The sequence below is a fragment of the Pseudoalteromonas sp. SWYJZ98 genome (genome assembly GCF_015864495.1).
Classification (GTDB): domain Bacteria; phylum Pseudomonadota; class Gammaproteobacteria; order Enterobacterales; family Alteromonadaceae; genus Pseudoalteromonas; species Pseudoalteromonas distincta.
This window is the reverse complement of record NZ_JADYXA010000012.1, coordinates 1-14,441: the sequence shown is the minus strand read 5'-3', so window position 1 is coordinate 14,441 and position 14,441 is coordinate 1. Positions and strand designations below refer to the sequence as shown.

Genomic DNA, 14,441 nt, shown 5'->3' with positions numbered 1-14,441 from the left:
GTTTAAGCTGACAAAATCGGTCATGGGGCAACTCTGGCCGATTTTTTATATATATTAAAAGCAATAACAGAGCTTTAAAGTGAGGGTTAGTTTAATACCTTTTATTACAGTGGTACTTCCAGTGAGTTTATCTGACTATTTGCGATGTAAAGACTATCAAAACCTAATTTATATGATATATACTATTATTGTTGGGTGTCACCATCTGATAGATTGTGGCTCAAGCAAAGAGATACATTTAGTAAATAGTGTAGCTTACTAATTTTCGTTATATTTATAACTCACACAATGAACAAGAGGATAGGAAAATCATGGCCGACACTAAATCATTTTATCGATTAGACAGTGTAAACAGCACCGTTATTTTCGACTGCCAGAGCAAAACACCGGCATTACTGTACTTTGGTAAACGCCTATCTGAGCAAACAACAGAAACAATGCTTACTCAGCTAGCAACTCGTCAAGAAGTAAAATGTGCCGTGGTTGAAGAAGCGCCTATTTCTCTATCTCCTTTATTAGGCGAAGGCTTTACTGGCGCGCCAGGGCTTGAGCTAGTAAATGACTCAATCGCATGGTCAGTTGGGCCAGAGCTTCAAGAAGTGCGTCAGCCTTCAAGTGCGACTGTTGAGTTTGTAAGTGTAGATAAGCTTCGTGGTATTGAAGTCGTGCACAGCATTACGCTTGACAACAACAGTGACGTACTAAGTGCACATACTGTATTAACTAATTTAGGTGACTCACCACTGGGCGTTAATTTTTGCGCCGCGCCAACATTTCAATTTCCAGATAGCGTAAGCAAAATAGTGAGCTTTGAAGGTCGTTGGTCAAACGAATTCCAGCGTCAATCTGTTGATTTAGTGCTTGGGAGCTTTGTACGTGAAAACCGTAAAGGCAAAACATCACACGATGTGTTTCCTGGTTTATTAGTGCATAACGAAAATGCAGGCGAGCAACACGGCGAATGTTACGGCTTTCATTTAGGTTGGAGCGGCAACAATAAACTACGCGCAGAGCTTCTAGCTGAAGGTCGTCGTTATGTACAAATGGGTGAGCTATTACTTCCTGGTGAGCTTACGCTTGCTAAAGGTCAAACGTATCAAAGCCCGAGCATTTATGGCTCGTTTTCAAGTGAAGGTTTTAGTGCGCTTTCTCGTAATTTCCATCGTTTTGTTAAAGCTAATTTACTTAGCCAAGCGCAACGTGAAAAAGCGCGCCCTGTGCATTACAACACGTGGGAAGGTATTTACTTTGATCACGACGTAGACACGCTTAAGCAGTTAGCCGACAAAGTAGCGCCGTTAGGTATTGAGCGTTTTGTACTTGATGATGGCTGGTTTAAAGGCCGCCGTGGCGACAATGCAGGCTTAGGTGATTGGACAGTAGATTACAAAATTTATCCAGATGGCTTATCGCCAGTCATTGATCATGTTAATAGCTTAGGTATGGAGTTTGGTATTTGGTTTGAACCAGAAATGGTCAACCCTGATAGCGATTTATACCGCGCGCATCCAGATTGGGTTTTAGGCTCTCAAAACAACGAGCAGCTAAGCTTTAGAAATCAGCTAGTACTTGATTTAACGCGCTCTGAGGTTGTTGAGTACCTATACAAAGCGATTGACGATATTTTAGTTGAATACCCAACTATTAAGTACATTAAATGGGATATGAACCGCGATATTAACCATGCGGGTAATTTTGATGGTAAGCCAGCAGTGCACCAGCAAACATTAGCACTTTATCGTTTAATTGACCGTATTAAAGCGGCGCACCCAGGGCTTGAAATAGAAAGCTGTTCGTCAGGTGGTGCACGTGTAGATTACGGCGTACTTGCACACACAGACCGTGTATGGACGTCAGATTCAAACGATGCGCTTGATCGCCTTGAAATACAGCGTGGATGTTCGTTCTTTTTCCCATCGTCGGTTATGGGTGCACACGTAGGCCCACGCGATTGTCATATCACAGGGCGTAATGTAAGTATTGAAATGCGTGCTGCGGTATCAATGTTTGGCCACATGGGAATCGAAATGGACCCACGTGAGCTGACCGATCACGAATACAATGCACTTAAAGCGGCAATAGCACTTCACAAAGAGCATCGTGAGTTTATTCATGCTGCCGATTTATACCGCCTTGATAGCGACGATTTATCAATTAACTTTGGTTTAATCGATGAGCAAAAAACAAAAGCGTTATTTGCCTATAACAGCGTTCGCGAAACACCGCGTACAGCGCCTAATAAGCTTCGTTTTGTTGGCCTAGATACCGATGCGCAGTACACACTTAATTTAGTGTGGCCGGTAAAATTTGAAGAGTATCGCCCATCTTCTATTGCTGCGGTAAATGGTCAAACATTTACCGGTGAAGCGCTAATGCAGTTTGGTTTACAAATGCCAATTTCATTCCCGCAAACATCGTTTATATTTGAGCTTAACAAAGCTTAAATATAACTAAGAGCAGTAAAGGGTGAAAATCGCTTTTATGCTGCTCTATTGAGATATTAGTAGTCAGCTTTATATTGTTTAAAGCTGACTTTTTTATATCCTTAGTAAGCTAATTTAGTAAATTAACTTAGTAAACTCAAAAGTATAGAAAATAAAGTGGTTACGCTTGCGCGTAATTTTGCTTGTTACCCAACCAACGTTGAATTAGTGGGTCAACAACCTCTGGATGTTGCTTAAGCATTTGCTGTGCAATTGGCCTTACTTGATTAAGTATGTGCTTATCACGAGTAAGATCGGCAATTTTAAACTCGGCTAACCCTGTTTGTTTTGTACCGAGTACTTCACCAGGGCCACGAATTTCTAAATCGCGCTCTGCTATTACAAAACCATCGTTACTATCGCGTAGTACGCCTAATCGCTTTTGAGCAGTATGAGACAGTGGTGCGTGGTATAAAAGCACGCAATGCGATGCCGTAGCGCCACGGCCAACTCGCCCACGTAACTGATGCAGCTGTGCTAAGCCTAAGCGCTCAGGGTTTTCTATAATGATTAAGCTCGCATTAGGGACGTCTACACCAACTTCAATAACCGTAGTGGCAACTAAAACATGTATATTACCTGCTTTAAACTCACTCATGATGGCTTGTTTTTCAGCTGATTTCATTCGCCCATGTACTAAGCCTACGTTTAGCTCTGGTAGCGCTTCTTTTAACTGCAGTGCGCTGTCTTCGGCGGCTTGGCATTGCAGTACTTCAGATTCATCAATAAGTGTACACACCCAATAAACTTGGCGGCCTTGCTCGTTACACGCTAATTTAACGCGAGCAATAATATCGTCCCTGCGAGTATCAGGAAGTGCCACTGTTGTGATTGGCGTACGCCCTGGTGGCAGCTCATCAATCACAGAGGTTTCTAAGTCGGCATAGGCGGTCATGGCGAGTGTACGTGGAATGGGTGTTGCGGTCATGACTAGTTGATGAGGGTAACAATCACCAAACTTACCTTTTTCACGCAGTGATAAACGCTGGTGGACACCAAAGCGGTGTTGTTCATCAATAACGATAAGCACTAAGTTATTAAACTTAACTTCATCTTGAAATAAGGCGTGAGTACCTACAATCATTTGCGCTTCACCAGAGGCTATTTTTTCAAGTGTTGCTACGCGCTCTTTGCCTTTTGTTTTACCGCCAAGCCAAGCAACTGTTATACCTAGTTGATTAAACCACGTTGTAAAATTAACGCCATGTTGCTCTGATAAAATTTCAGTAGGAGCCATTAAAGCGACTTGAAAGCCCTGCGCAATGGCTGTTAGTGCACTAAGTGCTGCTACTAGGGTTTTACCTGAGCCTACATCGCCTTGCACTAAACGCATCATTGGATACGCGTGTTGCATGTCACCTTTAATTTCAGCAACTACGCGGCTTTGCGCATTTGTGGGTGCAAAAGGAAGTTGCTCTAAAAATTGGCTTTCTAATGTGTTTACCGGATTTAATGCGACGGCTTTAACTTGTTGCCCTTGCTCTCGTACTTTTAATAAGCTGAGGTTTTGAGCAAGTAACTCCTCAAATACAAGGCGCTGTTGAGCTGGGTGAGTACCTTGCTCTAATGCAGTTACATCAACATCATTTGGTGGGCGGTGCAGTAATAATAAGGCGTCACTTAGCGGCATATTTGATGGCTGCCACTGTGAAGGCAGTAGTTCTTCTACTGAGTATTTATTTAATAAATCAATAGCCTGTTCGCTTAAAGCTCTAATCGATAGTTGCTTTAAGCCTTCGGTTGTTGAATAAACGGGCGTTAATGTTGTTGCTACCGGCTGCCCGTTAGAGGTATCGCTGATGCTGTATTCAGGATGACTCATTTCAAAGCCAACACGGCCACGGCGCACTTCACCAAAACAACGTATTATTTTACCAGCGCTAAATGCGTTTTTTTGTGCGGCGGTAAAATTAAAAAATCGTAGTGTTAGCCTGCCAGTACCATCATTGATTTGGCAAACAAGCATGCGCCTTTTTCCAAACGTGATTTGGCTTGTTTCAATTGTTGCTTCAACACTCACGTGGCTATGTAGTGACAACTCATTAATCGCGTATAAGCGAGTGCGATCTTCGTAGCGAAGTGGCAAATGAAAAAGCATATCTTGCACAGTTAAAATACCTAGCTTTAACAAACGCTCAGCCATTTTTGGGCCGACCCCTTTGAGCTCTGTAATTGGGTATTGATTTAAGCTAGGTTTAGACAAATTATATCAATCTTATTATTTGTGAATAAGCTAAGTGTACTTACAGAGCTTTAGTCCATCAAGTATGTTTTAAAGCTTGCCAAAATTGCTCGTCAGCGACTATTTCGCCGTTTTCATCAAGTACAGGATAAGGTAATTTTTTTTGTTTACACTGCCTTGCGATAATAGGGTGGCAGCCTTCAAAGTAGAGTGGATGTTTAACTTCGGCGCTCAACATATCTCTATTATATAAACCAGCCAGCTCACGTTGGCGCTGTGCTTCAAACAATATTAGCGCAGCAGCAACTGAAACATTTAGTGATTGCACCATGCCTTGCATTGGAATAATAATATTTTGATCGGCATATTCTAGGGCTTTTTCTGAGATCCCCGTTTTTTCTTGTCCAACAATAATAGCCGTTGGCTTGGTGTAATCTACTTCTCTAAAATCAACGGCATCTTCTGATAAGTGAGTCGCGAGTATTTGTATTTCTGGATTGCGTTCACGCATTGCAGTAACTGCATCATCAATATTTCTATGTAAGTGCGTCTCTAGCCAGTTTTTACTGCCACCTGAGGTATTATTTGTTAGCCATTTTTGCTTTTCAGGCCATACAGCATGTACGTGATGACAACCAACCGCATCAGCACTTCGTACTATTGCAGATAAGTTATGGTGTTTGTGCACGTCTTCTAAGCACACGGTTAAGTCTGTTTGACGGCGCGAAAGTACGTCTTCGATTCTTTGGTAGCGAGTTTGCTGCATGGTTATCCTCTTTTTTCGACAATTATACGAGATTTTTGCAGTTAAGGCATTACCGTACGGCTAATTGGATTTTGTAGAGAAATCAGTGTTTCTGTTGATTGAATGGCTTCTATTGCTTGTATCTTATTAATCAGCACATCTTGTAAGTGATCAATGGACTTTGTCATTACCTTTATAAATATACTGTAGTTACCTGTTGTGTAATAAGCCTCTACCACTTCCTCCAATGCTTCTAGCTTTATAAGTGTTTGTGGGTAATCACGTGCGTTATTTAAATTAATACCTATAAAGCAACACACATCGTAGCCTAGCTGTTTAGTATTAATCGTTAATTGGGTGCCTGTAATGATCCCTGCTTGCTTCATTTTTTCAATTCTTACGTGAATTGTCCCTGCGCTTACATTAAATCTTTTTGCTAATTCGGCGTACGCAGTACGGGCATTTGCCATTAATGCATGAAGTATCTGTTTATCGAGATTATCGATTAAATAATTTTCCATTATATTTTTCTCATAAAATTATCGAATATATGATTTTTATACCACTTAATTGATGGTTTTAATATCTTAAAGCTATTTTTATTGTGGGATATTGAATTAATTAATCAAATCGTTAAATTAACCTCGTTAAAGGCGCTCATTAGGGCGCTTTTTATCAATTAAGCAAGTAACAATAACTGGGAATGAGGCCAATTATTATGAGTTCACACTATGTGCAGCAACAGCAGCAAATAAGTAAAGTTAAGCAATTTTTTTCACAGCAACTAGAAACCCAACTTGGGCTGGTTGAGGTTCAAGCCCCTATTTTGGCTAAAGTAGGTGACGGCACGCAAGATAACTTAAGCGGCCATGAAAACGCAGTTGCTGTAAATGTAAAAGCGATTACAGATAGTCGCTACGAAGTGGTGCATTCATTAGCTAAGTGGAAACGTAAAACACTCGCAACTTATGGCTTTGGTGTTGGTGAGGGTATTTACACTCAAATGAAAGCTTTGCGCCCAGATGAAGATTCATTAAGTCCTATTCATTCTGTATATGTTGATCAATGGGATTGGGAAAAGGTAATTAACGAAACCACAGAGCGTTCGCTGGCAACACTAAAGCAAACTGTTCAATCTATTTATAAAGGGATAAAAGAGACGGAAGCTTTTGTAAGTGAGTCTTATGGTTTGACGCCTTTTTTACCGGACGACATTAAGTTTGTGCACAGTGAAGAGCTACGTAAAATGTACCCTGACTTTAGCGCTAAACAACGCGAAAAAGCCATTGCACAAGAATATGGTGCTGTATTTTTAATTGGTATTGGTGGCGCGCTTGGTGATGGCAAAATCCATGATGTAAGAGCCCCAGATTACGATGATTGGTCTACGCCGACATGCGAGCAATACATGGGTTTAAATGGTGATATTTTAGTATGGAATCCAGTACTTGAAGACGCTTTTGAAATTTCATCAATGGGTATACGCGTAAGTCCTGAAGTTTTAAAAGCGCAGTTAAGGGTTACTGGAGATGAAGACCGCTTAGAGTTTGATTGGCATAAAGCGCTACTACAAAGTAAATTTCCGCAAACAATTGGCGGTGGAATAGGGCAGTCGCGCTTGGCTATGCTCTTGCTACAAAAGCAGCATATTGGCCAAGTACAAGTGGGTGTATGGCCGCAGCAAACACATGCTGAGGTAAGCGGTTTACTTTAAATGTGAATAAATTTGAGCGCTCAATAGAGCACTCAGTTATTAGCTTGTTTTGAACTCTATTTCAATTTTGTTATTCAAAAGTTTAACGTTGCACGGAGGGTAATTGCGGATTGTTTTAAGTACTTTATCAAAAATATGAATCTCTACACCTGAATGCAAAACAGAATTTACCGCTAAATTAGCGTCGTTAAGTAAATCGTGTAAGTCGTGATCTAAGTTTGAAAGACGTTTTTCTAATTGCTCTGCCTGCTCACAATAATGCTTTTGAGTAGCACCAATTTTAGTAATTAATAGTTTTTTCTTTTCGGCATCTTTCACTAAATCAGTTTTTTCTAGTGCTGCTTGTAACGTGTCTAGCTGTGCATCTGTTTTAGCTAAGTCTTTAAAGCAATTATCAGTATCTGCTGTTATTTCGGCGCCAGAAGCCGCTAGGTTAATAATCACTTTAGCACCTGATTCATTCCCTATTTCGCCAGCAATGAGGGTTGTTGCATCAAGTATTTCGCCACCAAATATTTTACCATTAGGTAAGTCTGATTGACCAACTTGCAGTAAGCGTTTAGCTTTCATTACACAGTGGCTTGTTTGGCGATCAATAAAAATATTATTTGCTTCTAGGTAGCAATACTGTGAATGGGATACGTGAATATCACCTCGTGCAATAAGCTTACAAGACAGTGATTGTTCGTCGGCTTTTTGATGGCCAATAATGCCTTGTTTAACGGTGATGTTTCCGCCTGCGGTAAGCTCTCCTGATTCAACAGTGCCAAATATAGTAATATCGCCTTTGGCTGTTACTTTCATTCCAGGGTCTATATTGCGGGTAACAATAACACTGCCTTGAAAGTCTATGTGGCCGCTTTTTACGTTTACATCTGAAATGGTAAAAATATCGTCGACACGCATACCATTATTAATTTCAACCGGAACACCTGTAATAGTAGAGACTAGTTCAAGCGGATTCAGCTTTGATATTTCGGTGCCTTCGCCTGCCACTAATTGTTTATTTTCTCCGGGTTTTGCGGGCAGTATGTCACCTATTACGGTGAAGCCTTCTTTACCAGGGGTTGCTGGTTGTTGGCGAATAAGCACAGAGCCTGGCTCTACGCTTGCAAGCTTGCCAAAGTCGCGCATATCCACGCTGCCATCTTCTTTGAGCTTGGGGGTTTTTAAACGGTCTTTTAAAGTCTCTACGGTTGTTATTAGTTTAGTGGCCAAACCATCACTTGGGAGTCTGCCTTTAGCTAATACTCCCTTAACGACAGAACCCGCTGTATGCTCAAACTGTTTTTGCAGTAGCAACTCTAAAAATGCTTGCTTATAGCCACGCACAATTCCTGCTTTAACGAGTTGTTTTTTTGCATCTTCTAAACTTAATAATTTTCCGCCTTGGGCAAGGGTTAGCTCGCCAATGGCCAACATTTTATCGTCGCTAATTGTTACATTTAAAGTGGCATTGTGTTTTGTTGCTACAACCAGAGTGTGTTGTGTGTTTTCGTTTTTAAAAAAATCATTAATAGCGTCATGATCTATTTTGCAGTCGCAAAAAGCTGACTTTTCGAGAGCCTCTAAAATAAATGCAGCGCTGGGAGGAATATGTTCTTTTACATCAAGTAAAACATTTCCATTGTTGGCAAGCTTAAACACGAGTTAATCCTTTTTTACTACTTAAGTTAAGTTTGTTTTTTAAAACACAACTACAGATTGCTAGAAATTTACATTTGAGTCAAGAGGTCACAGAGAACGAAGTGCTAAGAGGGAAAGAAAGGCTATAGAGAGGCTCTATAGCCTGTAATACTTAATTGGTAGAAGGAAGTTCCATTATTCCATCTATTTCAACTTGTGCACCTTTTGGTAGTGCACGAACACCTAATGCAGCTCTTGCTGGGTAAGGTTGCTTAAAGTATTGGCTCATTACTTCATTTACAGTGGCGAAGTTAGATAAATCAGTTAGATAAATATTTATTTTCACTAAATCTTGAATTTGCCCGCCAGCTTCTTCACATACCGCAGTGATATTTTTAAATACCTGATGCGTTTGCTCACTAAAGTCTTCTGAAATCATTTCCATCGTTTCTGGCACTAATGGAATTTGACCAGATAAATAAACAGCGGTGCCTACTTTAACTGCTTGGCTGTAAGTGCCAATGGCAGCAGGTGCTTTGTCGGTAGAGATAAATGCTTTATTCATGTGTTTCCTATTTTACTTTTTACGATAGACTTTTTGTACATCAGGCATAACGCGAATGCGGCGCATGATGTTAGCAACGTGGATACGGTTTTTAACGGTAACCCCTAAATCTATCACGTATAAATTACTTTCTTTTTCATCGGTGGTAATTTCTACAATATTGGCTTGGGTTGTAGTAACAACATTGGTTAATTTAGCCAGAGCCCCCTGATGATTAATAATTTCAACTCTCAGAGCTGCAATATATTCTTTCTCTGGGTTGTCGTCCCATTTTACAACTAAGTATTTAGAGCGCTCATTTTCCCAGCCACGGATGTTTTTACATTCTTGGCGGTGAACGGTCAGGCCCTTACCTTGGCTTACATGAGCTGTAATAGCATCGCCAGGTACAGGTCGGCAACACTTAGAGTAATTAACTAGCATGCCCTCAGTACCAATAATGGTCGCTTTGGCTTGGCTGGTAATATCAGTTAAGTCGTCACTGTCATTTTGTAATAGGCGTTTGGCAATTAACATGCTCATTAGGTTACCAGAGCCAATTTCTACAAGTAATTCAAGAAGCGTTGTTAGTTCGTGCTCCTCAAGTACTCTCGCTATATTTTCATCAGCAATGCTATCTAGTTTGTTTTCACCTAATGCTGAATCAAGTAAGCGGCGCCCTAAAAGCATAGCTTCTTCATGATGCTGGCTTCTAAGGTAATTACGAACGCCCAAACGCGCTTTACCAGTAACAATAAAGTTTAGCCATGTTGCATTAGGGTGAGCACCTGAGCTTGTTATTATCTCTATAGTTTGCCCTGTATCTAAGGGCCTACTTAAAGGGTGCGGCTTGCGATTAACGCGCGCGCCTACACAGGTGTTGCCTACATCTGTATGCACGGCATAGGCAAAATCGACTGCGGTAGCACCCATCGGTAGCTCAACAATACGCCCATCTGGTGTAAATACGTAAATTTCTTCTGGGAATAGCTCAGTTTTTACATTTTCAATAAATTCAAATGATGAACCCGCACTTTGTTGAAGCTCTAATAAGCTCTGCATCCACTGGCGAGCACGTTGCTGCGAAGTATTACCTGCGCCATCACCTGCTTTTTTATACATCCAATGCGCCGCTACACCTTTGTCGGCCATATGATCCATATCGTGAGTACGAATTTGAATTTCAACAGGTATACCGTGTGGACCAACTAATGAAGTATGAAGCGATTGGTAACCGTTTGTTTTTGGTACTGCAATATAATCTTTAAAGCGTGTTTCAATAGGTTTATAAAGACTATGAGCTACACCTAATACACGATAACACGTATCCATAGAGTCAACTGCAATTCTAAACGCGTAAATATCCATAACTTCGTTAAATAGCAGTTCTTTATTAAGCATTTTTTTATAAATACTATATAAATGTTTTTCACGGCCAGACACAGTTGCTTTAATGCCTGATTCTTCAAGACGTGCTTCTATTTCATGCTGGATATTAGTAATAACTTCTTTGCGATTACCGCGTGCTTTAGCAACTTCCGATTTAAGTGCGCGATGACGCATAGGATATAAAGCTTGAAAACCTAAGTCTTCAAGTTCATTTTTAATATCGTGAATACCTAAGCGGTTTGCAATTGGTGCGTAAATTTCTAGTGTTTCACGCGCTATTCTGCGGCGCTTATCTGGGCGCAATGCGCCTAAAGTACGCATATTGTGTGTTCTATCAGCAAGCTTGATTAAAATGACTCGAATATCCTGAGTCATTGCCATAATCATTTTGCGGTAGTTTTCAGCTTGGAATTCTTTTTTATCTTTAAAGCTAAGCTTATCGAGCTTACTCACACCTTCAACTAGCTCTGCAACAGTTTCGCCAAATATCTCGGCTAAATCTTGTTGACTAAAATCAGTATCTTCAATTACATCATGCATTAGCGCGGCCATGAGCGTTTCATGGTCAAGGTGCATGCCTGCAAGAATTTGGGTTACTTCTACTGGGTGCGTTATGTAAGGTTCGCCACTCGAGCGAGTTTGTCCTTCATGGGCCTCTCGGGCTACCACGTAAGATTTTTGAACCAGCTCTACATCAGCAGCGGGCAAGTATTCTGAGATTTTCTTTTTAAGACCTTCAAAAAGATACATTCACACTCCAATGTTCTAGTGAAGCAAATTAGGTAAGTTACGAATATACGATGAAAAGAGAGGATTGCCAACGGCTATAGTAGAAATACTGCGCCGTTGGCTAAATCAGACCGGGAGGTCGATTATTGGTTGCCACCAACAATAGCAGCAACAGCAGCTAATTCAGCTGCTTCTTGGTGTTGTTGTTCTTCACGGTCAATTAAGTCCATTGAAGAGCTATCAACTAAACCTAGTTCAATTTCACGTAAAGCAACTACCGTTGGCTTATCGTTTTCAGGGTCTACTAGTGGAGTTTTACCACCAACAGCAATTTGGCGGGCACGACGAGCCGCAACTAAAATTAAGTCAAAACGATTACCAACTGCATCTACTGCATCTTCAACTGTTACGCGGGCCATCACAGCACTCCAAAAATAATTTAAATCAAAGACGTAGTTTACTGCAAGCAGCCACTTTCGCCAATAGCCAGTGTTCAATTTTTATCAGTTTTACTTGTCTAAGCCTGATTTAAATAGACTTAAATTATTTAAGCAGGCTATTTAGTAAAACTTGATGGCGTTCTTCTTGCGCTTTTAGGGTTAAGCGCTGAGCCATTACAATCATTTCTATGTCGCCAAGCGCAGTCTCAAAGTCATCATTAACAATTACATAGTCGTATTCGTTATAATGTGATGTTTCAGATTGTGCTTTTGCCATACGAGAGGCAATAACCTCAGCCGAATCTTGGCCACGATTATTTAAGCGTTGCTCTAACTCTTCTTTTGAAGGAGGTAGTATAAAAATAGTTTTTACGCTTGGCATTATTTCGCGCACTTGTTGCGCGCCTTGCCAATCAATATCTAAAAACACATCAATACCCGCATCAAGTTGCGACTCAATAGCCTGCTTTGATGTGCCGTAGTAATTGTCAAACACTTGGGCCCATTCAAAAAAGTCATCTTTGGCAATAAGCGCTTTAAACTCATCTGTAGATGCAAAGTGATAATGCAAACCATTTTCTTCGCCTGGGCGAGGGGCGCGAGTTGTATGTGATACAGATACTTTCATATCAGCGTGTTTTTTTAATAACGCATTGATTAAGCTTGATTTACCAGCACCTGAAGGGGCTGATAAAATAAATAAGTTACCGCGAGTTTGTGCCATGCTTTTCTCTACCTAAAAATAAACAGGCTTGGATTACAAGTAAACCAAGCCTTTAATTAACTGCATTGTACTTTAATTAGCTCACCTTGCTCAAGTTAGACGTGCTCAAGTGAGCCATGCCCAAATTGAAGTGGGAGTGTTAGACTTTAAATAAAATTGCAATTTAAAATTGCCAACAGAACTAGCCGCTAGATATAAGTATTTGATAAGGTGAAGTATCACCTATTAAAGGAGCCTTTATGCTTAATAAAACCTTATTTACCGCACAACAAGTAAGAGATAATGAAGCTTTAGCGGCTAAAAATAGTCATTGCGATTTATTTACCCTAATGCAGCGAGCAGGCGAGGCTGTATATAAGCAATGGCAGTTATTTGATGTACAGCATACATTAGTCATTGTTGGCCATGGTAACAACGCTGGAGACGGTTACGTTGTAGCTAGGCTTATTATGCAATCAGGTAAAAAGGCAACAGTATGCGCTGCTGAACCTGATAAGACATTAAACGGTGATGCTGCAAAAGCGCAGCAGCTATGGACAGAAGCGGGTGGGGTGGTTTCTCATTTTACAAAAGATGCTCTTAATAAATGCGATATCGTTATTGATGCGCTCCTCGGTACTGGGCTTAATAGCGCCGTGCGCGATAATTTTGCGAATATAATTAACGCTGTAAATAACAGTGGTAAGCCCGTAATAAGCATTGATATTCCATCAGGCATTGAAGCAAATACAGGACAGCCTTTAGGGTGCGCAGTACAAGCTACTTCAACCGTTACTTTTGTAGGTATAAAGCAAGGGCTCACAACGACGGCAGGTAAACAATATAGCGGTAAGTTAGTTTTTGATGATTTAGCAATTGGCGATGCGTTTACTTGTATAGCTCAGTCATCAGGAACCTTGATAAATATTAATAGCTTTAAAGGAATAGCCACGCGGGCAATCAATAGTCACAAAGGCAGCCATGGCAAGCTTTTATGTGTTGGTGGTAATCACGGTACTGCAGGTGCAATTAGGTTAAGTAGTGAAGCAGCTCTTAGAACGGGTGCTGGCATGGTAAGGGTGTATACACACGAAAGCTCAATAACACCTATTAGCATTGGCAGACCAGAGCTTATGGTAAGCAGTAATAACTTACATCAAGCGCTAGAGTGGGCAAGCTGCGTTGTTATTGGCCCAGGGCTTGGGCAAGACGAGTGGGCACAACAAACATTCGATGAAGTAATGCAATATTGCCAAAACAATAAAATGCCATTGGTTATAGATGCAGACGCCCTTAATTTACTGGCTAAGCAAGCCTCATCGTATATGTTAGAGCAATGCGTACTTACGCCACATCCAGGCGAAGCTTCGCGTCTGCTAAGTGTTAGTACTAGCGACATAGAATCAGACCGCTTTAATTATGCTCGCCTTTGCGCCAAGCGCTATAACGCGACTTGTGTATTAAAAGGCGCTGGAACATTAATAGCTAATGCCCAGCACACGTGGGTATGTGAAGATGGCAACCCAGCACTGGCAGTTGGCGGCAGTGGCGACGTACTCACTGGTATTATTGGGGCATTACTTGCTCAAGGTTTAAATATTGATGAAGCAGCACGCTATGGCGTAACACTGCACGCTAAAGCCGGTGATATCGCAAGTGAGCGAGACGGGCAAAGGGGAATGCTACCCAGTGATCTATTCCCAATTGTAAGAGAGTTAGTTAATAAAGTGACGTGAGTTTAAGCGTCACTTTACATAACTAATTATGTAACTATTCAGCCTCATCTGAAATGAATATATCAGGCAGCTGATTTTTGAATAATAACTCAAGGGCTAGGCTTGCAGATACATATTGTTTTCTGCAAGTCGATAAATAGCTTCTCAGCA

11 protein-coding genes are annotated in these 14,441 nt (G+C 40.9%); 3 read left to right on the top strand and 8 right to left on the bottom strand.

Annotation, left to right across the window (positions count from 1 at the left end):
* Positions 1-311: 311 nt before the first annotated feature.
* Positions 312-2,444, top strand: a complete 2,133-nt coding sequence (locus I6F10_RS09730; protein ID WP_165743494.1) for an alpha-galactosidase — start codon at positions 312-314, stop codon at positions 2,442-2,444.
* Positions 2,445-2,604: 160 nt separating this feature from the next.
* On the opposite strand, the gene recG is transcribed toward I6F10_RS09730, so the two are convergent.
* Genes recG through asnC form a run of 3 tightly spaced genes read right to left on the bottom strand, consistent with a single transcriptional unit; the run spans position 2,605 to position 5,931 of the window.
* Positions 2,605-4,686: an ATP-dependent DNA helicase RecG gene (gene recG, locus I6F10_RS09725; protein WP_165743492.1), complete on the bottom strand. Its 2,082-nt coding sequence runs from the start codon at positions 4,684-4,686 to the stop codon at positions 2,605-2,607.
* A gap of 58 nt (positions 4,687-4,744) precedes the next feature.
* Positions 4,745-5,431, bottom strand: a complete 687-nt coding sequence (gene trmH / locus I6F10_RS09720; protein WP_165743490.1) for a tRNA (guanosine(18)-2'-O)-methyltransferase TrmH — start codon at positions 5,429-5,431, stop codon at positions 4,745-4,747.
* Between the two features lie 41 nt (positions 5,432-5,472).
* Positions 5,473-5,931 carry a transcriptional regulator AsnC gene (asnC, locus tag I6F10_RS09715; RefSeq protein WP_002958822.1) on the bottom strand — a complete coding sequence of 153 codons (459 nt, stop codon included), beginning with the start codon at positions 5,929-5,931 and terminating at the stop codon, positions 5,473-5,475.
* A gap of 197 nt (positions 5,932-6,128) precedes the next feature.
* Here asnC and asnA point away from each other — a divergent pair, with 197 nt between their 5' ends.
* On the top strand, positions 6,129-7,124 hold the full coding sequence (gene asnA, locus I6F10_RS09710) for an aspartate--ammonia ligase (protein ID WP_165743488.1): 996 nt from the start codon (positions 6,129-6,131) through the stop codon (positions 7,122-7,124).
* Positions 7,125-7,163: 39 nt separating this feature from the next.
* On the opposite strand, the gene I6F10_RS09705 is transcribed toward asnA, so the two are convergent.
* From I6F10_RS09705 to gmk, 5 genes are all read right to left on the bottom strand, one after another.
* A complete protein-coding gene (locus tag I6F10_RS09705; RefSeq protein ID WP_165743486.1) occupies positions 7,164-8,771 on the bottom strand; it encodes a DUF342 domain-containing protein in 1,608 nt (535 codons plus the stop codon).
* 151 nt (positions 8,772-8,922) lie between these two features.
* Positions 8,923-9,315, bottom strand: a complete 393-nt coding sequence (locus tag I6F10_RS09700; RefSeq protein WP_002958826.1) for a RidA family protein — start codon at positions 9,313-9,315, stop codon at positions 8,923-8,925.
* 12 nt (positions 9,316-9,327) lie between these two features.
* Positions 9,328-11,433: a bifunctional GTP diphosphokinase/guanosine-3',5'-bis pyrophosphate 3'-pyrophosphohydrolase gene (gene spoT, locus I6F10_RS09695; RefSeq protein ID WP_002958827.1), complete on the bottom strand. Its 2,106-nt coding sequence runs from the start codon at positions 11,431-11,433 to the stop codon at positions 9,328-9,330.
* A 122-nt stretch (positions 11,434-11,555) separates the two neighbouring features.
* The gene (gene rpoZ, locus I6F10_RS09690) at positions 11,556-11,831 is read right to left on the bottom strand and encodes a DNA-directed RNA polymerase subunit omega (protein ID WP_002958829.1); all 276 of its coding nucleotides are present in this window, start codon (positions 11,829-11,831) and stop codon (positions 11,556-11,558) included.
* Positions 11,832-11,955: 124 nt separating this feature from the next.
* A complete protein-coding gene (gene gmk, locus I6F10_RS09685) occupies positions 11,956-12,576 on the bottom strand; it encodes a guanylate kinase (RefSeq protein ID WP_165743484.1) in 621 nt (206 codons plus the stop codon).
* A 239-nt stretch (positions 12,577-12,815) separates the two neighbouring features.
* Between gmk and I6F10_RS09680 the strand changes: the two genes are divergently transcribed.
* On the top strand, positions 12,816-14,291 hold the full coding sequence (locus tag I6F10_RS09680; RefSeq protein WP_165743483.1) for an NAD(P)H-hydrate dehydratase: 1,476 nt from the start codon (positions 12,816-12,818) through the stop codon (positions 14,289-14,291).
* Positions 14,292-14,441: the final 150 nt, after the last annotated feature.